Annotated in this window: 23 protein-coding genes; 1 reads left to right on the top strand and 22 read right to left on the bottom strand. The window is 37.1% G+C overall.

Translation table 11 applies throughout. The features are described 5' to 3' along the window. Positions 1 to 53 precede the first annotated feature (53 nt). From DCE79_RS03925 to DCE79_RS03825, 21 genes are all read right to left on the bottom strand, one after another. On the bottom strand, positions 54 to 419 hold the full coding sequence (locus DCE79_RS03925; RefSeq protein WP_108711811.1) for a small basic family protein: 366 nt from the start codon (positions 417 to 419) through the stop codon (positions 54 to 56). Between the two features lie 14 nt (positions 420 to 433). Next, positions 434 to 1,141, bottom strand: coding sequence for a DUF881 domain-containing protein (locus tag DCE79_RS03920; protein WP_108711810.1), 708 nt, complete (start codon positions 1,139 to 1,141; stop codon positions 434 to 436). A 23-nt stretch (positions 1,142 to 1,164) separates the two neighbouring features. Next, positions 1,165 to 1,899, bottom strand: a complete 735-nt coding sequence (locus DCE79_RS03915) for a DUF881 domain-containing protein (RefSeq protein ID WP_234417331.1) — start codon at positions 1,897 to 1,899, stop codon at positions 1,165 to 1,167. Then, positions 1,865 to 2,701: a cell division protein FtsQ/DivIB gene (locus DCE79_RS03910; RefSeq protein ID WP_108711809.1), complete on the bottom strand. Its 837-nt coding sequence runs from the start codon at positions 2,699 to 2,701 to the stop codon at positions 1,865 to 1,867. Before DCE79_RS03910 ends, DCE79_RS03915 begins: the two co-directional genes overlap by 35 nt. Positions 2,702 to 2,718: 17 nt before the next feature. Further along, on the bottom strand, positions 2,719 to 3,801 hold the full coding sequence (locus DCE79_RS03905; protein ID WP_108711808.1) for an FtsW/RodA/SpoVE family cell cycle protein: 1,083 nt from the start codon (positions 3,799 to 3,801) through the stop codon (positions 2,719 to 2,721). Positions 3,802 to 3,807: 6 nt separating this feature from the next. Beyond that, entirely contained in the window at positions 3,808 to 5,160 is a 1,353-nt protein-coding gene (gene murD / locus DCE79_RS03900; RefSeq protein ID WP_108711807.1) for a UDP-N-acetylmuramoyl-L-alanine--D-glutamate ligase, read from the bottom strand. Continuing rightward, a complete protein-coding gene (mraY, locus tag DCE79_RS03895) occupies positions 5,157 to 6,131 on the bottom strand; it encodes a phospho-N-acetylmuramoyl-pentapeptide-transferase (protein ID WP_108711806.1) in 975 nt (324 codons plus the stop codon). Before mraY ends, murD begins: the two co-directional genes overlap by 4 nt. Positions 6,132 to 6,217: 86 nt before the next feature. Continuing rightward, complete coding sequence (locus DCE79_RS03890; RefSeq protein ID WP_108711805.1) at positions 6,218 to 8,134, bottom strand: penicillin-binding transpeptidase domain-containing protein; 1,917 nt, start codon at positions 8,132 to 8,134, stop codon at positions 6,218 to 6,220. A 57-nt stretch (positions 8,135 to 8,191) separates the two neighbouring features. Beyond that, complete coding sequence (locus DCE79_RS03885) at positions 8,192 to 10,387, bottom strand: penicillin-binding transpeptidase domain-containing protein (protein WP_108711804.1); 2,196 nt, start codon at positions 10,385 to 10,387, stop codon at positions 8,192 to 8,194. Positions 10,388 to 10,425: 38 nt separating this feature from the next. Continuing rightward, the gene (ftsL, locus tag DCE79_RS03880; RefSeq protein WP_108711803.1) at positions 10,426 to 10,800 is read right to left on the bottom strand and encodes a cell division protein FtsL; all 375 of its coding nucleotides are present in this window, start codon (positions 10,798 to 10,800) and stop codon (positions 10,426 to 10,428) included. Between the two features lie 3 nt (positions 10,801 to 10,803). Continuing rightward, positions 10,804 to 11,754: a 16S rRNA (cytosine(1402)-N(4))-methyltransferase RsmH gene (gene rsmH / locus DCE79_RS03875; RefSeq protein ID WP_108711802.1), complete on the bottom strand. Its 951-nt coding sequence runs from the start codon at positions 11,752 to 11,754 to the stop codon at positions 10,804 to 10,806. A 23-nt stretch (positions 11,755 to 11,777) separates the two neighbouring features. Further along, positions 11,778 to 12,209, bottom strand: coding sequence for a division/cell wall cluster transcriptional repressor MraZ (gene mraZ, locus DCE79_RS03870; protein WP_108711801.1), 432 nt, complete (start codon positions 12,207 to 12,209; stop codon positions 11,778 to 11,780). A gap of 174 nt (positions 12,210 to 12,383) precedes the next feature. After that, positions 12,384 to 14,000, bottom strand: a complete 1,617-nt coding sequence (gene bshC, locus DCE79_RS03865) for a bacillithiol biosynthesis cysteine-adding enzyme BshC (RefSeq protein WP_108711800.1) — start codon at positions 13,998 to 14,000, stop codon at positions 12,384 to 12,386. Between the two features lie 151 nt (positions 14,001 to 14,151). Next, positions 14,152 to 14,544 carry a DUF3397 domain-containing protein gene (locus DCE79_RS03860; protein WP_234417329.1) on the bottom strand — a complete coding sequence of 131 codons (393 nt, stop codon included), beginning with the start codon at positions 14,542 to 14,544 and terminating at the stop codon, positions 14,152 to 14,154. Next, positions 14,544 to 15,434: a ketopantoate reductase family protein gene (locus DCE79_RS03855; RefSeq protein ID WP_108711798.1), complete on the bottom strand. Its 891-nt coding sequence runs from the start codon at positions 15,432 to 15,434 to the stop codon at positions 14,544 to 14,546. Before DCE79_RS03855 ends, DCE79_RS03860 begins: the two co-directional genes overlap by 1 nt. A 68-nt stretch (positions 15,435 to 15,502) precedes the next feature. Beyond that, a complete protein-coding gene (locus tag DCE79_RS03850) occupies positions 15,503 to 17,041 on the bottom strand; it encodes an acyl-CoA carboxylase subunit beta (RefSeq protein ID WP_108711797.1) in 1,539 nt (512 codons plus the stop codon). 19 nt (positions 17,042 to 17,060) lie between these two features. After that, a complete protein-coding gene (locus DCE79_RS03845) occupies positions 17,061 to 17,273 on the bottom strand; it encodes an acyl-CoA carboxylase biotin carboxyl carrier protein subunit (protein WP_108711796.1) in 213 nt (70 codons plus the stop codon). A 132-nt stretch (positions 17,274 to 17,405) separates the two neighbouring features. Next, positions 17,406 to 17,795, bottom strand: a complete 390-nt coding sequence (locus tag DCE79_RS03840) for a transcriptional regulator (protein ID WP_108711795.1) — start codon at positions 17,793 to 17,795, stop codon at positions 17,406 to 17,408. Between the two features lie 99 nt (positions 17,796 to 17,894). Further along, on the bottom strand, positions 17,895 to 18,662 hold the full coding sequence (locus tag DCE79_RS03835; RefSeq protein ID WP_108711794.1) for an enoyl-CoA hydratase/isomerase family protein: 768 nt from the start codon (positions 18,660 to 18,662) through the stop codon (positions 17,895 to 17,897). Positions 18,663 to 18,850: 188 nt separating this feature from the next. Continuing rightward, positions 18,851 to 19,024, bottom strand: a complete 174-nt coding sequence (gene rpmF, locus DCE79_RS03830) for a 50S ribosomal protein L32 (protein WP_108711793.1) — start codon at positions 19,022 to 19,024, stop codon at positions 18,851 to 18,853. 23 nt (positions 19,025 to 19,047) lie between these two features. Further along, positions 19,048 to 19,581 carry a YceD family protein gene (locus DCE79_RS03825; protein ID WP_108711792.1) on the bottom strand — a complete coding sequence of 178 codons (534 nt, stop codon included), beginning with the start codon at positions 19,579 to 19,581 and terminating at the stop codon, positions 19,048 to 19,050. 190 nt (positions 19,582 to 19,771) lie between these two features. Between DCE79_RS03825 and DCE79_RS03820 the strand changes: the two genes are divergently transcribed. Further along, a complete protein-coding gene (locus DCE79_RS03820) occupies positions 19,772 to 20,980 on the top strand; it encodes a nucleotidyltransferase (protein WP_108711791.1) in 1,209 nt (402 codons plus the stop codon). On the opposite strand, the gene DCE79_RS03815 is transcribed toward DCE79_RS03820, so the two are convergent. After that, positions 20,977 to 22,026 (bottom strand): SepM family pheromone-processing serine protease, encoded by a 1,050-nt coding sequence (locus tag DCE79_RS03815; protein WP_108711790.1) that lies wholly within the window; start codon positions 22,024 to 22,026, stop codon positions 20,977 to 20,979. The genes DCE79_RS03820 and DCE79_RS03815 overlap by 4 nt on opposite strands. Positions 22,027 to 22,164 lie beyond the last annotated feature (138 nt).

Below are 22,164 nucleotides of genomic sequence, written 5' to 3'. Positions count from 1 at the left end.
TTACGAGATTGTCTAAGTAAAACAATGTTTGTAATGTTATTTTAACGTGATTGTTACGAGTTTTCACCCTTTTTTAATCGTCTATTATCGATTTTTGTTAATATTATTCTACGAATTATAGCAATATTTTGAAATAATCGTACACCAAACGCAAAAATCGCAGCTAAATATAAATCTACGCCAATATGCACACCTAAAAATGCAAGACCTGCCGCTAAAATTATATTAAAGAAAAAACCGGAAATAAATACTTTGTCATCATATACCTGTTGTAACTGAGCGCGTATTCCCCCGACCATTGTATCAAGAGCGGCTAACACTGCGATAGATAAATAATTTTCATAAACTGATGGAATTTGAATATTCGTTAAAATACCTAACGCCACACCAAATATTAACCCTAAAAGTGGTAACCACATATTCGCATCCCCTTTTATTTCTCTTCTAAATACTTACTTTTTTGTAGCGTAACCGTTGAATTGATTCGAATGTTTTGCTTCGCGTCTTCAACTGTTAATAAAAGATTATCGATATAAAACTCATCCGGAAAAGTTGATGCAAGCAAATGATTTTTCAGCTTTTCGGCTTGTTCCATTGTTTGTGTAATAACATTTATTTTAATATCTGTTTTATCGATAGCTTCACTATTCACTGTTGTTTTCCCATTAATATCACGAATTGCCGTATTATAGGTTAACCGTTTCCCATCAATTTCAACCATTTCAGCATTATATCGATATAAATCATTTATTAGTCGGATAAGTAATTCGGGTGAAATAGGATTTATTTCATATCCGTATTGTAATAATTCAGTTGAAGGCTCAATCGTCAATGCTACTCCCGGACCACTTATCGGTAAGATGCCAGCTTGTTTTTTTAATTGATCGACAGTTTGTTGTAATAATAATTCGGGATTATCAAACTCCGCATCCTCATACTTATCAACAGTCGTAGATATGCTACTAATTTGTGAAAGCAATTCAGAATGACGCGATTTTTCCGCTGAAAGCTCTTGACGAATTTCCCAAATATCCGATGTATTGCGTTCGGTTGGATTTTGCACTGTATTGTATTGCACAGCTAACATAAAGCCAATGATGAACGATATAATGGTAATATTACGGTACATTTTTTTCGTCATCATACATCCCCCGAATAATTTCCTTACTCTTCATTGCTTGATTGCACCTTAATTAAATCACTTTTTTCAAGCGTCACATTCACTTGTTCATTTAATAATTGATCGAAAACACCGCCACTTATGTCTAATGAAGAAATAAGCACGTCTTGGTCACCAACTGCTTCAATAACAAACGGCGCAGGATATTGCACGTTGTCGATTGTAATAACAGGACCATTACAACTAATATAAGAGTTTGTTTTTAATCGTTGCCCGTTAATGGCAATCGCCTCTGCTCCTGAAATTTTCAACTCGTTTACAATTTTAAAAATATGACTTTCATGTACAATGTACTCGTTAGGATTCGTTGTTGCTGGATCGTAATCGCCATCTTCTAACGTAATTTTTATCCCTTTGCCTTGTCCAGCTGTATAACCCAATAACAGTCGTAGCTGTTCTGCTTCTGATATATTTTGTTCATACTGTTCTTCATTTGAAGAAAACTGTTTTTCATAAGTACGAATTTTTTCTTCTAAATTAGCGAGTTCTTCTGCCAATTCTTTGTTACGTTCTTTTTGTTCAATTAAATCTTCCATATATTGATTTTCATGACTTATTTGCAGTGCAGCGGTGCTTAATGTTCGCTTATCTTTTGAAAGATTATACGAAATCCCAATAATAAAGCCAGTGACGATACAAACGACAAATAGCACCATAAATTTTCGAGAAACGAAGAATGTTTTTTTATTCGGATGCTTGTTCATCTTGTTGTTTGTCATCTTGTTCTTCTCCCTCTAAATTTTCCCCATCAGTTTTTAGTTCTAATGAATACTCTTCTGAAAACGGACGATAGTAGGAACCGACCTCAATGTCAATAATCCCTTTTTCAAACGATTCTTCGTTCTCAATTTGTGCAATAATGGATGGATAATAATTTAGCTTCTCTGCTAACGTATTGGATTCGGCGCGTACTTCATAGCCATCATTCATATAGAGCGTGATTGCATATGGATCTGCTTCTGTAGGATTTGAATTCATTTGCGAAATAAGTGACAATACTTCAGGCTTTAATAAAGCCAGTTGCTTTAAAATCTTTTTTCGTAATGCTTCATCTTCAAATCTCAAAAAAATGGGGGCATCTATTGGTACAAATTCATTGGATTCATCAAAGATAACACCATTATCAAGGATCGGATAATAGACACCGTCTCGTGATATGTAAGCCACTTTTTGCCATTCTTCAATTGTTATTTGAACCCCATTTAATAACTGTCTTTTTACTTTCACAGATTTAATCCATTCATTCTTCGCTATATTCTCTTCAATATCCGCTATTTTAAAGCCCCATATCGAATCCGATTGTTTCAATGTCGATTGTTCAATATAAAATTCTTCATCTTTTAAGTGTGCCCCATGAACATCAATTTTACTAATGTCGCTATAAGATGATTGAAAATAAAGAAGTAATAAAATGATGAATAAGAAAAGGGTGATTAATGCGATGAATTTAAAATTCGTTCGACGTTTTCTACGCTTTTTCATGGCGGGTACACGTTCTGTTATATCGATTACTTTTTCCATCATTCATACTCCTTTCTTCATTCGAGTGAAAAATTTAAAATGAGCGCCACCGTTAGCCATATAACTAGCAGTGAGGTCCCTCCATAACTAATAAAAGGTAAAGTTACACCTGTTACAGGTAGTAAATTAATAACTACGCCAATATTTAGACAAGCTTGCACGGCAATCATTGTTGTTAAAGCACTAATGACATAAAAATGCAGGACTTTATGACATTGAAGCGCTAATTTGTAGCCACATATTAAAAAGCACGCAAAAATAAGCAGCAGTCCCATTCCCCCAACAAGCCCGATTTCTTCCAAAATGATAGAAAAAATAAAGTCATTTTGTGGTTCTGGTAAATATAAATATTTTTGTCTACTTTTTAATAATCCATGCCCAAACAATCCGGCTGGTCCAATTGCAAGCAATGATTGTACCGCTTGAAAGCCGCTTCCCAACGAATCTGCCCACGGGTTTAAAAAGGCTTCAATACGCTTTAATCGATACGGTGCAGCCGCAATTAAACCGACAAGCCCCCCCATTCCCAGTAAGAGAAACAATACAAATAACTTTATTGGATATTGTGCTAAAAAGAATAACAAAAAGGCCGTCACTACTAAAATAAATACCGCACCAAAATCAGGTTGCAACATTATTAAAGCAGATGGAATGAGTAGTACGATAAAATGCGACAATCTTACAATTCGCTGTCCACTCTTTCTTGCAGCGAGTAAAATACTTAAATAAATAAGCGTTGTCACTTTCGCTAATTCAGCTGGTTGCACGGTTAAAGAGCCGACCCCAATCCAACTTTGTGAACCATTTCGTACAATCCCCACACCAGGAATTAAAACACCAATTAATAAAACGACAGATAACAAGTATAAAATACGCCATACCTTTTCATTTTGTAGCCATTTTACATTCATAAATAGCACACAGCAAACTACCGCAAGGAGGAAATAAATACTTTGTTTTACATAGAAGGGAGTTTGTCCATCGTAATGGACAACACCCCAATACGTACCTGCCGAATAAATAAACAAAATCCCGACTAATGATAAACTAAACGCACTTGCAAAAAACCATCGTCTTAATGGTTGTGACAGTGAGACTATCCTTTCTTAAGAAAGTTTCATAACACGATCGATAAATAAATCCCCTCGAATTTCAAAGCTTGCATGCTGATCCCAACTTGCACATGCAGGAGATAATAAAATAATATCACCAGGCTCTGATACTTTTGCTGCATAACCTACAGCATCCTCGACATCAATCGCACGTACAATATTTGTAATACCACAAGTTTTCGCGAACTCAATAAAACGTAAGGCTGTTTCACCGAATGCAACAACCGCTTTTACACCTGACATTTCTTCACGCAACTCTTCAAATGAATGACCACGATCTAACCCACCAGCAAGTAATACAATCGGTTGTTTAAATGCTGCTAATGCACTCTTTGTTGCAAGCACATTTGTAGCTTTTGAATCGTTGTAAATTTTACGACCTTCCCAATCACGAACAAATTGAGTACGGTGACGAACACCCTCGAATGTTGATAATACTTGTTTGATTGCTTCTAACGGACAGTTTTGCAGTAACGCTGCCGCAACCGCACAACAAATGTTTTCTAAATTGTGTTTCCCTGGTAGCGCGATGTCACTACGTTTTAAAATTTCTTCACCTTGCCAATAAACACTTTGTTCATCCGCGCTAATACCTTCAGTTGAACGTCCTTTTGTTGTAAATGGAATAAGTTGTGCATTTGATTTTTTGGCATATTCCGTAACAACAGCTTGATCTGCGTTATAGATGAAGTAGTCTTCATTTGTTTGATTACGTGTTACACCAAACTTTGCTTCTGCATAATCTTCAAACGTGCCGTGATAGTCTAAATGTGCTTCATAAAGATTCGTTAAAATTGCAATATGTGGTTTAAATGTACGAGTACCCATTAATTGGAATGAAGATAACTCTGTTACGATAACATTTTCTTTCGTAGCTTCTGCTGCAACACCACATGCTACTGTCCCAATATTTCCTGCGATTAATGGTTTTAAATGACCTACTTGTAACATTTCAAAAATTAAAGTAGTTGTCGTTGTTTTACCATTAGAACCTGTAATGCCGATAAACGGTGCTTCACTTATTAAAAACGCAAGCTCTACCTCTGTAATGACTGGTAAACCTCGTTCAATCGCATCTGCTACGATTGGATTTGTATATGGAATCCCGGGATTTTTGACGACAAGTTCAAAACCTTCATCAAGTAAATCCTCTGGGTGACGACCACAAATAACGGTAATCCCTTTTGATAATAGTGCTTGCGCTTCAGGGTTAGCATCAAATGGTTTTGCATCGTTCACTGTTACGAATGCACCCAGCTGATGTAAAATTTCCGCAGCAGCTACACCACTTTTTGCTAATCCTAAAACTAAAACTTTTTTTGCTTGAAAACCTTCATATTCAATCATAATAACGCCTCCGCTAATACTGCTATAAGTGCCACTACTAATCCTGTTGACCAAAATACAATAACGACTTTCCATTCAGACCATCCTGATAATTCAAAATGGTGATGAATTGGACTCATTTTGAAAATACGTTTTTTACGAAGTTTAAAGCTACCTACTTGTAAAATAACGGATAACGTTTCAATAACAAAGACTAAACCGATTAGTAACAGTAAAAACTCTTGCTTCACTAATACGGAAATCATCGCTAAAGCGCCACCAAGTGCTAAAGAACCTGTATCACCCATAAATACTTTTGCTGGGTTTGCATTGAAAATTAAGAAGCCAAGTAATGCCCCTGTTACAGCAAATGCAAAAATCGCAATATCTGCTTGGTCATTAAATAAGGCAATGACACCAAAAGCAGCAAATGCTATCGATGCTGTACCTGATACAAGACCATCAAGTCCATCTGTTAAGTTGACTGCATTTGAGAAGCCAACTAACCAGAAAATTAAAAAGGCAACATAGAAAATGCCTAAATCTAGCGAAATATCTGTGTATGGAATCCCAACCGATGTATCAAATGAACCTAAACGTAATAATAAAAATGCAGCAATGGCAATCGCAATTTGCCCAATTAACTTTTGAATCGATGTTAAACCTAAGTTACGTTTAAAAATAACTTTTAAACCATCATCTAAAAATCCGATGATGCCAAATCCAACTAAAACAAGTAATAGGACAACGGTTTGCGTTGTAAATAAATCAAAAATCATCGCAACAATAATCGTTGAAACAATTATTGCTAATAAAAAAATGATCCCACCCATTGTCGGTGTGCCCGCTTTTTTCATATGCGATTTTGGGCCTTCTTCACGAATACTTTGCCCAAATTTTAATCGGCGAAGCAGTGGAATCCCAATTGGTGCTAAAATGACCGTTAATAAAAATGATGAAACAAGTATGGTCAATGTTGTAGATATTGTCATAATAAATCTCCTTTAAATCTTATGTCTGTAGAACTTCCTACACTATAATAGTTGTTTTAGGTGGATTTTAAAAGGTGAAATACGATTTAATTTCCTAAATATAAATGAATCACATCATTTTCATGGATGATTTCATTTGCTTGTGGTAATTGATGGGTAATTTTCTCACCTGAACCATGCCACTCAATTTTGTATGGATATAATTTTGTGAGCACTTCTTCTTTTGTAAGTTCCACAAAATTCGGCACTATTTCCGTCAATTCATCGCCCCATCTGTATTGCTTCTCGAGTTGATTTTGCTGCTTTTCAATGTTTAAAAGCGGCGCTGCATCTTCTATGATTTGGCCGACAATTGGTGCTGCAATGGCACTACCAAATTGCAGGGCACTTTGTGGATGATCAATAGCTACGTATATAACAACTTGCGGGTCATTTGCTGGTGCGAAGCCGATAAACGAAACAATATAATCGCCGTCTTTGTAGCGACCATTTTCTACTTTTTGTGCTGTCCCTGTTTTACCTGCAATTCGTAAGCCATCCCTAAAAGCGAGACGCCCAGAACCATTTGCAACAACACGCTCTAACGCTTCTCGTACAATATCCGAAGTTTGTTCACTAATCACTTGGTCTTTGACGACAGGTTCATTTTGAAGGAGAACTTTATTTGAATTTGAATCAATTACTTTCGACACAATATGCGGTTGATACAACGTACCACCATTAATGATAGCTGCTACTGCTTGCACTTGTTGGATAGGCGTTACAGATATGCCCTGCCCAAAAGAAGTTGTTGCATGTTCTACTGGACCAAATGCGGCTTTTGAAAATAAAATCCCTGTTGATTCACCTGCAATATTTGAACCTGTTTTTTTACCAAACCCAAATTTATGAATATAATCAAGTAATTTTGTAGCACCAACGCGTTGACCTAGTTCAACAAAGCCAGGATTGCATGAATTCTCGACAACTTCAAAAAACGTTTGGTCTTTATGTCCTTCCCGCTTCCAACATCGAAGTCGTGCACCTTCTACCATTGTATAACCTGCATCATGGAAATGTTCATCTTCCATATTCACAACACCTTCTTCAATAGCCGCACTTAATGTAATGATCTTAAACGTGGATCCTGGCTCATACGACATAAATACCGGTAAATTCCGGTTATAAATCGCTGGTTCTACTTCAGCAAATTTAGACGGATCATACGTTGGAAATGAAGCGAGTGCTAATATTTCACCACTATTTGGATTCATCGCTATTGCTAAAGCTTGATCGGAATCGTATTGTACCATCGCTTGAGAAAGTTCTCGTTCAACTATTTTTTGAAGTTCAATATCAATCGTCAATTGCAATGTTGCCCCGTCTTGCCCTTCCTTCCACTCATCATCAACATGCGCTAGTGAAACACCTTTTGCGTCAGTAAACAATCGGATTGCGGCATCTGAACCTGTTAATAACCGATCGTATTCATATTCAATGCCAGCTAAGCCTTGATTGTCTATACCCGTAAAACCGAGCAATCGTGCAAGTAAATTCCCTTGTGGATACGAACGAATATAATCGACCCCACTGTACAATCCTGGAATTTGCAATTGCTGAATTTTAACCGCTTGTTCATACGTAATATTTTTCGCTTCTGGTGCAAGTTTTACAAGAGATATACGCTGCTCTAATTTTTTTAAAATTGCAGCTCGATCTTTGTTTAATACACTTGAAATTGCTGTGGCAACTTGTTCTTTTTCACTATTTTGTGATGGCATAAAATATAGTGTCGGTGCTAATTTATTCGTAACAATAACTTCCCCGTTACGATCAGTAATTTCTCCACGCTGCGTGTTAAATGGTATTTCACGATCCCAGTTTTCCTTTGCTAATGTCGACAAATCATCATATTGCACGATTTGCAAAAACATTAGCTTAACAAAAATCGCCACGCCGTATAATACAAATGCGATGGCGATCCATGTTAATCTTTTTTTCGAATTTGTAGTTAACCATTTCATTACAACACCTCACATAACACAAAGTATGTCTGTAACTTAGGTTCTATTCAAATTCGATTAATCCTGTGGCAGTGCTTCTTCCTCGTTTTCTACTTCACTTTCTCCCTCTTCCATATCTTCAGCCGGTGGGGTCAAATAGTGCTCTTGCGGTGTTTTTAACTTCACAACAATTGGCGATTGATCCGAAACAATTGTTCCTTGCGACACACTTTGACTTTCTACATAGCCTTCACCGAAGAGTTCAATAGGAAGCTTCGTTAATGTTTTGTAAACGAGCATATTTCGTAGCGACCAGTTTTCAAATGATGGTAACGAAATGTCCCCATCTGTTTTTAAAAATACAATGCCGCCTTTTATTAATGACGAATTAGCTTTTGGGAATTGCTCGAGAATTTCTCCACCTTCACCAATTAGAATAGGATGCAATCCATCACCTTCAAGCTCTGTCATAACAGAATCTGTTTGTTGACCAACCATATTTGGTATAGCTTTCTTTTGAACTTCAGCTACATCTGTCGGATTAATATTCATATATTTCAAGCTGTTTTGTACAACTGAATTAAATACTTGTGATACAGGATCCGAACCAGCTTCTGTTGCACCAAGTTTTGGTTTTGCAACGGCAATGTAAACAATTAGTTGTGGGTCATCTACTGGTGCCATACCTAGGAATGAATACAAGAATTCATTTTTACCCCAGTCATAACCTGCTCCAGATACTTTTGGCATTTGAGCCGTACCTGTTTTACCAGCTACCTCATAACCCTCAATTTGGAAACGTTTTGCATTTCCTTTTTCTCCATAAACGGTTGAAGCTAAAAGTTCACGCATTGCTTTTGCTGTTTCTGCTGTAATCGGCTGTCCTTTTTTAGTTGGCTCAGAATCTAGTACAACCTCACCTGTATTCGAATTAACAATTTTATCAATCACAAACGGTTGCATCATTTTCCCATCATTAGCGATTGCTGTTAATCCTTGGATTAATTGAATTGGTGTGACCGTCGAACCTTGCCCAAATGTTGTTGTATATTTTTCTAAAGGATAGTGAGAGTTGATAACCCCACTGGCTTCACCAGGTAGATCAATTCCCGATTTTTGTCCAAATCCAAAACGGTCTAAATATTTTTCAAGTGTGTCCCAACCCATAATATCAAGTAAATTGGTCATCGCTGTATTACTCGAACGCTGGAATCCTTCTAAATACGTAATCGTACCCCAACCATATGTATTATGATCTCGAATCGTATTTTCATATACATTATATGAACCGGATTTATACCATGCGTTTGGGTGCCAATTTCCCGAATCCATCGCTGCAGCAACTGTAAATGTTTTCATCGTTGAACCGGGCTCAATTGTATTTTCAATAACGTCGTTCAACCAGTTTCCATCTAGTCCTTCGCGTGTATCTGGATTGAAAGTTGGACGTTGAGACATTGCTAATATTTCACCAGTCTTTGGATCTGCAACGACACCAATCATGGCCTGCGGATTGTATTTCGAATTCACACGAGACATGGCATCCTCTAAAAAGTTTTGAACGGTTTTATCAATCGTTAAATAAATATCATTACCATCTTGTGCATCTTGAACGACTTTATCACTACTTGGTAATAAGTAATTCTTTGCATCGCGTTGATACATTAACTTACCATCTTCACCAGTTAATTGATCATCATAAATAGACTCTAACCCCATTTTTCCGACAACTTCAGACGAACCATCCTTTTCCGTTTCACGAACCGCAAAACCGATTAAATGCGATGCGAAGGAACCGTTTGGATAGTAACGCTTTTTGTCACTAAATAATATGATCCCTGGTAAATTTAAAGCTTCTATTTGTTTTTTTACTTCATTACTAATACCGCGTCCAGCTAATCCAAACTCTACTTGATAAGGATCTGTGCCTTCAGCTGGCGTTAAAAGTTCTAAAATTTTTTCTTCATCCATAGGAATATACTGAGCAAGCTGTCTTGCTGTTTCAGTTTTGTCCACAACATGAATTGGTTTTTTGGGATTTTCTGTTGCTGATTCGCGAATTACAGCTACAAGACGATAACTCAATGTATCCTCTGCAATGACATTCGCATTGCGGTCAAAAATTTTCCCGCGATCTGCTGACAGCACATAACCTGATTGATATTTTGCTAATGCTTCTGCTTCTAGTTCATGTCCTTTTACAACACCCGTCGCTTGAATGGACACAAAACGCCAATATAACAGTAAAAAGAGCCCTCCAAATAAAATAAACATCAGAAAGGCTCCATACTGGTAACGAAATTTTCTCTTTTTCATTCTCCCGGCACTACCTTCACATTTTTCTCATTTTGTGTTAAACCGAGTTCTTTCGCTTTTTCCCAAATACGTTCATGAGTTGATAACTCACTTACACGTACTTTTAAATCTACGTTATTATTATTTGCCTCTGTAATTTCTCGCTCAATTTTTTGGATTTCCATACTCTTCGACTGAATATCACCTTGTGTATGTAAAATGGAAACGGCGAATGATGCTACAACAATTGCAAAAATGATAAATAAAAACTGTTCCCGAACAGAAAACAACCTTGGTTTTCTCTTTTTAGGTTGGACTGGTAGCCTTTGTTGCTCCTGTTCGGGTAGTTCTGGCTGATGTTGAATATATGTTTGCCTTACCCTAACTGCCATCGCTTACCCACGTCCTTTATCGTTTATTTTTTCAGCAATTCGTAGTTTTGCTGAACGTGAACGATTATTCGCCTCTAACTCCTCTTCAGTTGGTAAAATTGGTTTTCTAGTCACTAATTTCAACATCGGTTTCATATGATCTGGAATAATCGGTAAACCTGGTGGTAAATCTGGAAGTGATGAAGCTTCTTTAAACATTGTTTTTGTTAAACGGTCTTCTAATGAATGGAATGTAATAACGCTAATACGTCCACCAATTGCCAATAGTTCAATAGCATCTGCTAATGAATCTTCTGCTGCACCTAATTCGTCGTTTACCGCGATACGAATAGCTTGGAAAATTCGTTTTGCAGGATGTCCACCTTTTCGACGAGCAGGAGCTGGAATTCCATCTTTAATTAGTTCTACTAATTGAGCTGTCGTTTCGATTGGTGCAATTTCTCGAGCTTGTTCAATTTTACGCGCAATTTGTTTCGAGAACTTTTCTTCACCATAACGGAAGAAAATACGTAGTAAATCTCCAAAAGCCCATTCATTTACTACATGATACGCAGTTAGTTCAGCCGTTTGGTCCATACGCATATCAAGTGGTGCATCATAATGATAACTAAAGCCACGCTCTGGCGTATCTAACTGTGGTGATGAAACACCTAAATCATATAAAATTCCATCTACTTGATGAATATTCAAATTGTATAGTTCTTCTTTTAAATAGCGGAAGTTTGAATGTACGAATGTTACACGATCTAAATAGTCCGCTAACCGTACTTTCGCATTTTCAATAGCGATCGTATCTTGGTCAAAGCAAATTAATCGACCTTTTGATGACAATTGTTTTACTAAGTATTCACTGTGACCTGCACCGCCTAGAGTACAATCTACATAAATACCATCAGGATTGATGTTCAACCCGTCAACAGTTTCTTTCAATAATACGGTTGTATGATCAAACATTACCAATAACACCTCTTAATGCTTTAGAAATCAAAGCCAATTAAATTTTCAGCAATCTCATTAAAGGATTCCGCCGAATTATTAAAGTACTCGTTCCAAGCCTCTTTAGCCCAAATTTCAATTTTACTCGATACGCCTAATACAACGCACTCTTTTTCAAGATGAGCGTATCCAATTAGTGTTGATGGAATGTTAATTCGGCCCTGCTTGTCTACTTCTACTTCAGTAGCACCAGAAAAGAAAAATCGTGCAAATGCTCGAGCATCTTTCTTGGTCATCGGTAAATCTTTTAATTTCTCTTCGAGTTTTCGCCATTCATCCATAGGGTATCCAAAAATACATTGATCAAGACCCCGTGTTAGTACAAAGGTTTCACCAAGTGGTTCACGAAACTTTGCAGGTACAATCATACGGCCTTTAACATCGATCGAATGTTGAAATTCTCCCATGAACATGCTACTCACCCCACTTTAGTAAATAATGTACCACATCCCCCCACTTTCCACCACTGATTTTGCCATTTCTCCTTCCAATATAGAAAAATCGAGTAAATAAGCATATTCTCACACATACGTTCGGTGCCAAAAGACATAAAAAGAGTTACCTCATTACGAGGTAACTCTTCTATTTTATAGCGATACAATATTATGTCGATTAGAAATTTCCATATCTAACGACAGTAAATCATCAATTAATGTCGATCCATATACATTCATATATTGATATGGACTGTACACCCGTTCTTGATAGCCACCATTCGGGTAAAGCTCTGACTGAATTGTTTTGTATTGACGAATGGCCACATCATGTTTTTCCGTATCTTGCTGTTTAATTTTTTCCTGTAGATAGCGGAACTGTCGTTCATGATAATCTTTATTTTTTTTAATTAACGACTCTAAATGATAATTTCCTTGCTGTAAATATGTCGAAAGTTGCTCATATTGTTCTGCGAGTTGGTCATTCATTTGTTCGATTAATTGCTGAGACTTTTCATCTTGAATACTTTCAACAAACTTCGCTAATTTTTGTTCGACTCCATTATTTATTGCTTGTTCAACTGTTATATTATTTTGCTGTAATAGCGTTTGAACTTGTCTTGTCAGCATCGTAATATTCATTCTTGGTGCAAAAATCGGCATTTGTAAATTTAGTGTTTCAAACGCTGGCTTTAACGTAGCCCAATAAGCTAACTCTCCAGGTCCACCAACAAACGATAATACAGGAATCGTCATTTCTTGCATAAGTGGACGCGTCACAACATTGTTGCTTAGTAGCTGCGGCTCATTTTTAGCTAGTCCCAATAAATCCTCTTTCGAGAAATTTGCGTGAGCTAGAACATTTTTAAAGCGACCCTCTTTACGTTCAAGTAAAAAGCGTTCCCCATCTTTCACGTAAAACAAGTTAGCATTTTGTTTTGTTGCACCAATCGGCATCGAATAACCTGCTTGTACTAATTTTTCTTCTTGCGCAACAACTTTATGGGCAATTTCTTCATTATTTTTAATGATTGCTTCAAAATAGGCCTTTTCGTATTGACGGAATGGACCGTACGTCGCATCTAATAACAGCAAGCCATGATTTTTAAATAGATCATTCATTAATCTTGTGAAGAAATCTGTGAATGTTGAACTGCTATTTGCATGTGCTAAAACTGTATTTAATAATTGTTCCGTATATTGCGTTTCTCCAAAATCTTTAAAAACAGTCGCAATAAATTGTTGTATGGCTTCTTGATTCAACACAGTCGTTGAAGCCATTGTTTTAAATTTTGAGCGTTCGCTATAGCCACGCTTTTTTACTTCTGCATCAACGATCGTATACGTATGATTAATTTCTTCAATATCGTGGTCTTCTCCAGCAATCCAAAACATTGGTACAACGGGTATACTCAATTTTTCACGTTGCTGTTTTGCTAAGAGAATAACTGAAATCGCCTTATGCACGGAATAGAGCGGCCCCGTTAATAATCCTGATTGCTGACCGCCTACAATAACAAGCGCACCTTGTTCTAACTCTATTAAATGTTCATTTACCTTTTCAGATACGCCGTATTGTGACATATATTCGCGTATAATTTGAGCTAGTTGTTCAGAACGATGCGTTTTGTTTTGTAAATAGGTCGCACGTTCGTAAAAGGCCTGCTCATTGTATTGATAATCAAAAAATGAATGTATCGCTGTATTTTCAGCCCAATAATCCGCTAATAATTTATTATTCACTGGGGATTGTATTTGTTCCAGCTTCATTGAAATTCTCCTCTACTCAGTAACAAACTATATATTTGTTTCATTTATCCCGTATTAACAGTAGAGATGACTTCCCACTGATTGTCGGGTTCACTTTATCCATTTTCATTTTAACTGTTATGTACGCATAGTAAAAAGAAAATGCCTTCGTTTAATCCACCATCATAAAAATAATTACTGAGTGTGTTAAACCAACTGCCCATATTAAAAAATATGTAATACTTAAAAGGATAAAATAAATGCGCCATATTTTTTTAAATAGCGGTTTTACTTCGATTTCCTTCTTTGTTCGCCAATCAATATATGTAAAAAGAATTGCTATAATAAGCGCCGTAACTAATACAGGGATAACTACTGACTTATCCCATAAAGCTTGGATGGCGATTGGCACAGAAAAAAACAATAACCCTGTCGTTACATCCGCTGAATAACCAATTGCTTTATGCTTACCCAGTCGAATTTTACGACAAATAATTTGTGTCACGATAAATGCAAGAATTGGACATAATATTATGGTTGCTAATACAAATTGAACAACTAACATCACATTGTCTCACCGCTCTCCTCAAACGCTTTTACCAGCATATAAAGCGTTTGTAACATTGGCATTTGCTTATTTTGTATATGCGCTTTTTTTAAAATAGCGCCAACAATGGTATCAATTTCTGTTTTTCTACCTGCTTGAATGTCTGCTAACATAGACGATGTATTTTGCGACGTTTTCTCACATAGCCCGACCACCTGTTCAAATTGAAAAGTATCGGCATATTGAGGAAACGTATCTATTATTTCATTATATAAACTTTTTAATAATTGAAAAGCATTGTTTTGCTCAATTAGCTGACCATTTTTTACCCGAAGAATGGCAGTTAACGGATTAATAAAGCTATTTAATAATGCTTTTTCCATAAGCATGGCTTCTGCATCTAACTCAAACAAAATGGGTAGCAGGTCGCTCGAAAACGATTTTACTATAGAAAATTTCGAGAGCTCTCCTTTTCCTACCGCAATTTTCATCAACCCCATACCTTTATGTGCAACATGATGGACATCTAGCTTCTGTGCACCAAATTGAACGGAACTAAAGGCTATGTTCTGCTGTTCTAATTGCATCGCTTCTTCGAAATGCGCAATGCCGTTTTGAACAAATAAAAGCGGTATCGTAGAACGAATTGTTTTTAACTGCTCATATACCTGTTGTAATTGTCCATACTTCACAGCAATGATGACTAAATCCGTATCTTGACGAATAGTTGATGCTTCCTCCACTTGAAAAAACTGCGTAGTTGCATCTGTATTTGTTCGCTTAATTTGTATGTATTTTTCCTGCTTATTTTTCGCTCTTGTAATGAGACGAACTTCCGCTCCGTTTTCCGCATAAAAACTTGCTAATAATAATCCCACAGCGCCCGCGCCAATGATTTCAATTTGCATTTATTATACCTCAAATTTTTTTCGAATTAAAAAGGTCTGCCTTCAAGACAGACCCTCAGCTAACTCTATTATACTGGATACACTGGATGTTTTCGATATGGAAGCACCATTTGTTTAGAATTATAATAATTTAAACGTTGAACCAATGTCGTTCTCAATTGATTTGGTGCAACAATATCATCAATAACCATTTCCGATGCTAATTTATAAAGATCAATCTCTTCTTTATACTCTTCGATTTTTTGCTTCACAAATTGCATACGTTCTTTCGGATCTACAATTGCTTCTATTTTATTCGAATAGACAGCGTTCACAGCCGCTTCAGGACCCATAACTGCAATTTGAGCTGTCGGTAGCGCAATAACTACATCTGGATCAAATGCCGGTCCACACATCGCATAAAGGCCAGCTCCGTACGCTTTACGAATAATAACCGAGATTTTCGGAACAGTTGCCGAACTCATCGCGGAAATAAATTTTGCTCCATGACGAATGATTCCAGCGCGTTCTACCTTTGTTCCAATCATAAAGCCTGGTACATCCGCTAAAAATAACAGCGGAATTGAAAAGGCATCACATAATGTAATAAACTTCGATGCCTTATCCGCAGAATCTACAAATAGAACGCCGCCTTTTACTTTTGGCTGATTCGCAACAATTCCAACTACTTGCCCGTCAATTCTTGCTAAGCCTGTAATAAGCTCTGGTGCAAATAATTTTTTAACTTCAAAGAAACTATCAGCATCAATTAATTGGTCAATGCATTCATACATATCAAATGGTGCGTTTTGATTTTCTGGAATGATTTCTTCTAACGGTTTACTAGCAATTGGTGCCTTCACTTCTTCAAGTGGAGGAAACTCCGCAAAGTTCGCAGGGAAATAGCTAATATAGCGGCGAGCATGCAGTATTGCCTGCTCTTCATTTTCCGCAAGTACATCTCCACAGCCACTTACTGTACAGTGCATGCGCGCGCCGCCCATTTCCTCTAACGTTACTTTTTCTCCAATAACTTTTTCTGCCATACGCGGCGAGCCTAAATACATAGAAGCATTGCCATCCACCATGATAACAATGTCACAAAATGCAGGAATATAAGCCCCACCTGCAGCTGATGGACCGAATAGAATACAAATTTGAGGTACCATCCCACTCATACGAACTTGATTGTGGAAAATTCGCCCCGCACCACGTCTGCCAGGGAACATCTTCAATTGATCGGTAATGCGTGCTCCCGCAGAATCTACTAAGTATAAAATTGGCACTTGTAATTTCTCTGCCGTTTCTTGAATTCGAATAATTTTTTCAACTGTGCGTGAACCCCAAGAACCTGCTTTAATTGTCGAATCATTGGCCATAACACATACAGTTTGCCCATCAATTTGACCAATTGCTGTCACGACGCCATCTGCTGGTAAATCGCCCGCTTCGCAATTTGCAAAACGTCCATCTTCTTCATATTGCCCGTCATCAAACAATAGCTTCAAGCGGTCACGCACAAATAATTTGTTCGTTTCTTTTAACTTTTCATGATATTTTGATTGACCACCTGCATTGATGGTGTCAATTTTTTGTTGTAAGTGATTATTATATGTTGACTGCGTCATGCATTTCTCCCCCTGGCGATTAAGCTAGTTCCACTAATACATCATTTTCTTCAACAAAATCTCCTTCAGTTACATGGATCTTCACTACTGTTCCATCACTTTCTGAATCATGTGCAATTTCCATTTTCATAGATTCTAAAATGATAAGTGTCTGCCCCTTTGTTACACTACCGCCTTCTTTTACACTTACCTCAAAAACTGTTCCTGCCATTTGTGCTTTTACTTCTGCCATTATAATTCCCCCTAATAGAAGATATTTGCGCGAAAAAGCGCTATGTTTCTATCCTATTGTAAGCTAGCTTTAAATTTAAATACAAATATTTTCTCGAATAATATTATTATTTCTCTAATATTCAAATAAAACTCATTGATTTGTTTTTTCCCTTATTAGTAAAGCGCCTTGTTGCATCCACTTTAAAACCTTTTCATATTCGGTTTGAAGCTCCGAGTATTTCATTTCTAAATCATTATAAGCTTCTGTTAATTCTTCAAAACTTGATAATGCTAACTTTAAATGACTGCGCATTAATTGTTTAGGACGTTTTCTAACACTATTTAAAACTTGTCCATACTGCGCTCGTAACGTCTTATTCCATCGAAACCCACACGCTTGCTTCGTACGATTCAACGCCTGTGCAGCTTGTTCAAACGCTTCGAGCTGTGTGCGTCCATTTTGAACTGTTTGAATAACAATTTCCGCAAGCTTTTCATCATCTGCTAAAGTCCATTGGTCTTTCCTTCTTTTTTGTTCCATCATGCACCACCTCATATTTTTTACTACTATATGCACGGGGGAATGAAATAGAATAAAAAAGAGCAACCACAAAAATAGATTTGTGCTTGCTCGCTAGTATTACTTTTTGGATTTATTTAAAAAATTATTAACTGCTACGTGATGTGCTTCGGATTCCCATAGTTTTGCGCAGACAGCAATTTCTTGCATAACACGCTCGTACATATTACGTTCTCGCCATTTACGTAATTCAATTTCTTTATATGCCTGATGAACAGAAGGATGAACTTTCGCCATATGCTCAATAAAATCAGCTAGCGCTTGCTCTTTTGTTCCCTCTATATAAACACGCATCGCCCAGCCAATATCCAATAATGTTTGTGCATCATATGGTTTTGCATCTACGAGCATTTTCAACGCCCGGTCATGACGTAAGCCTCGCTCAAACAAATACGTTCCGCCGCCCCAACCAGATGTTATCGCGAGTGACCCTTGTATAAAGCCAGCCTTTGCATGAGAAGCCATTAAACGAAAATCACAAGCTGTTGCAATTTCACAGCCTCCACCAACAGCAGCACCATTTATAAGTGCAATCGTCGGAACTGGTAAAGTTGCTAATTCGTATAAGATATTCCCCATCTTACTTAACATACCAAAAGCTTGTTCTTCTGTTTCAAGATTATGAAATTCTGCTAAATCTCCACCAGAACAAAATGATTTTTCACCTGCACCAGTAATGACTAAAAAACGCACATCCTCATGTTCTTTAATATAGGTGATTACTTCCTTTAAACCATCCATTACAGCATAGTTAATGGCATTTCGTTTTTCTTCCCGATTGATCGTAAATGTTAATACGCCATCTTCGTTATGTATTATATAATCCATGAACTCATCCCCTATTTTGATATTTCAAAATAACACTATCATAATTAATAAACAATTCTTACAATAACCATAGTATCTGAGTCCATTTCATTTGACAATCATTTGCAAAGTAGCTATTTTAAAACAGAAAAAAGACTAGACGAGAGCCATGGTCTCTCATCTAGTCTTTATATAGCGTAAATACTGAATTATTTCGCTACTACTTCTTTACCTTTGTATTGTCCGCAAGCTTTGCAAACGTGGTGAGATAATTTAGCTTCTCCACAGTTTGGGCAAGCTACCATACCTGGTAACGTTAATTTGAAATGCGTACGACGCTTTCTTTTTGCAGTTTTAGAAGTTCTTCTAGCTGGTACAGCCATTATTGGCACCTCCTTACAGATAGTTATTCATCTGTTTGATCAAAATACTTAGCTAAAGCAGCCAGTCTTGGATCCAATTTTGGTTCGTCAACTTCCTTAGCTTTTTCTACATCTTCATCCGTTGAATAGGACCAGTCTTTACCACCTAGCACTTGTCCTTCGGTATTCTCTTTGAATACTTGCATCGGCACCTCAAGAAGAATTAAATCTTCAAGAACTGGCTTCATGTCAATAACGTCTCCAACTATATAGTGAATATCGCTAAAAACATCCCCGCGTTGTTCCTCACTGACCCAGCTAAAAATTTCAACTGTTTCAATGTTCACAGGGTATTCAACATCTTCCCACGTGCGAGCACATGGAAGCGTCAATGTAGCGCTAATCGTTAATTGACAAGTCATTTGCGATGCACCAAAAGTACATAGCCCTTTTACATGAACGGGTGAAACGTTACGGATATCAGAGTTACGTGATTTTACATCATTCAACTCGACATAGGTATCAAGTGGCATTCCGTCTTTACGAAACTTCGATAATTGATGAATTGACCATTTCATTCGTTAATCACCTCGAGACAACAATGTTGATTATATAGCGTTCAAAAAAAGATGTCAAGATAATTTCTTGTCACTCTTTAATTTCGTGCTTATAATCAAGTTAAATTCTATTTTTTTTGCATAGAATATTTTATTTTGATTATAAATTTCTATACCAATAACAATTGATTTTATCGTAAGGAGGATTTTTATGCAAGCTGTAGGAATTGTTGTTGAATACAACCCTTTTCATAACGGACATTTACATCATGTACAGGAAGCAAAAAGCACGACAGAATCTGACGTCGCTGTAGCAGTAATGAGTGGACAATTTTTGCAACGTGGAGAACCAGCGCTTGTCGATAAATGGTATCGTACAAAAATGGCACTTGAGAGCGGTGTCGATGTCGTTATCGAATTACCATACATTTTCAGTACAGCTCAAGCGAATCAATTTGCTTCAGGAGCAGTCCAATTACTCGAAGCAATAAAGTGTACTACGTTAGCGTTTGGAAGCGAACAGGGGTCTATTGAGCCCTTTTTGAATAGCTTTCAATTAATCGAAGCAAATCGCACCCTATACGATCAACTCATTAAAGAAAGTGTTCAATTAGGGACAAGCTATCCTCAAGCACTTCATACAGCTTATGAACAGCTTAAACAGCTTCATCCTAATTCATACATTGATTTAGCTCAACCAAATAATATTTTAGGATTTCATTATGTAGAAGCAATGGAAAAACTGCATTGTACGATGAAGCCCGCAACGATCCAGCGTATTGCAGCAGGCTATCATGATGCGATTGATGTACACAGTCAAATCGCAAGTGCAACTGGTATTCGCCAAGCACTCTTTAGTGGACAATCTTTACACGAAATTGCACATTATTTACCAAGAGCCAGTGTCGAACAGTTGGAAAAATGGCAGGATATACACAGTAAATTCGCGAGTTGGGAGAGCTTTTGGCCCTTGTTAAAATACGCCATTTTACGCCACACACCTGCTCAATTAAAACAATATGCGGATGTTTCAGAAGGATTGGAGAATTCTTTAATTAAGCACGCTCGAGCAAGTGAAACGTACACTGATTTTATGAATGCACTTAAATCAAAGCGTTATACATGGACACGCCTACAACGTATGCTTACACATATTTACACTGGCATTACAAAAGAACAACTCCATGCGCATACGGAGGCTTCTTTCATACGGATTTTAGGGATGACAAAGGCAGGCCAACAATATATTTCAAGTATCAAAAAATCGCTATCATTGCCATTAATAAGCCGTGTCGCAGCTGTAAACGACCCTATTTTAGAAATTGATTTACGCGCAACTGAAATGTATCAACTTGGAATCGCACAATTTTCCAATAAAAAAATAGGCGAAGATTATAAAATCCCGCCTATTCGTATTTAATTTTCCGGTTGTAATTTTTCTAAATAGCTCAGTGCATCATCAATTGTTTTAACCGGAACGATGATCATTTTTGAATGAATGTCCTCTGCTGTTTGTTTTGCTACTTCATAATTTGAAAGGATGTTTGGATTGTATTCAAGCATCTCTTTCGTTATTTCATCATCTGGTGCAAAGAAAATTTCCATTCCTTCACTATCTGCCGTGACTATTTTTTTCTCGATACCCCCGATACGCCCAACCGTACCATCCTCTAACATCTCACCTGTGCCTGCAATATCATAGCCCTTCGTAAGGTCCTCGTCTAACAACTGATTTAGCATTTCTAGCGTAAACATCAGTCCAGCTGAAGGACCACCAATATCCTCCGAATTTACTGTCACTTTAGGATCTGTTTTAATTGATTTGCTTTCAGAATATGTGATGCCAATGCCATATCGGCCATCTGAACCTGGTATTTCCTTTATTGTTAATAACTTATCTATCAACTCGTTGTCACGCTTAATAACGAGCTCAATCGTCTCATCTTGCTTTTTCGGCGTAATGATTTCTTTAAACATCGTTAAATTTTCAATACGTTTCCCATCTGCCTCGACAATTTCATCTCCTGGTTTCAGCTCACCGTCAGCTGCACCATCCGCTAAGACATTTAACACATATAACCCTTTATAGGTCACATTATAATCTAGCTTCGCACGATTAAACGCTACATAGGTTGCGTTAAATTGTGAATCAGTCATATATTTAAGCTGGCGAATATTGTATTCCTCGTCGTCCTCTTCTTCTTGACGCACATCAGAAATTTTCACCACATCATAATAATCACGGTACTTTGCCAACACGTAAGTTATTGGCGTTGCACGACCCATCGCAACAGTTGTCATATGAAACGTACCTTCGTCGTCCTCATCCCCATTTTGAATGTTGATAATATCCCCGACATTGTACGTGCCTCCTGGTTTTGTCACATAATAATCTAATTGATAAAAAGACAATCCCATCACAGCTAATAGAATCACTGCGAAAAAAATTTTTACTTTATTCCCCATGCTTATACGCCTCCAAAATCAGTGAAAGACTATTTCTAATCATCAGTGCATAAATTAGTGTAGCATTTGATTTCATGAATGACAAAACATCGCAGAGGATGAATTGAAATTTGGACGATATTATTATGTTTGTCTCTT

The organism is Lysinibacillus sp. 2017 (assembly GCF_003073375.1).
Lineage (GTDB): Bacteria > Bacillota > Bacilli > Bacillales_A > Planococcaceae > Solibacillus.
The sequence above is the reverse complement of the archived record's forward strand: the minus strand, read 5'-3'. Positions and strand labels throughout refer to the sequence as shown.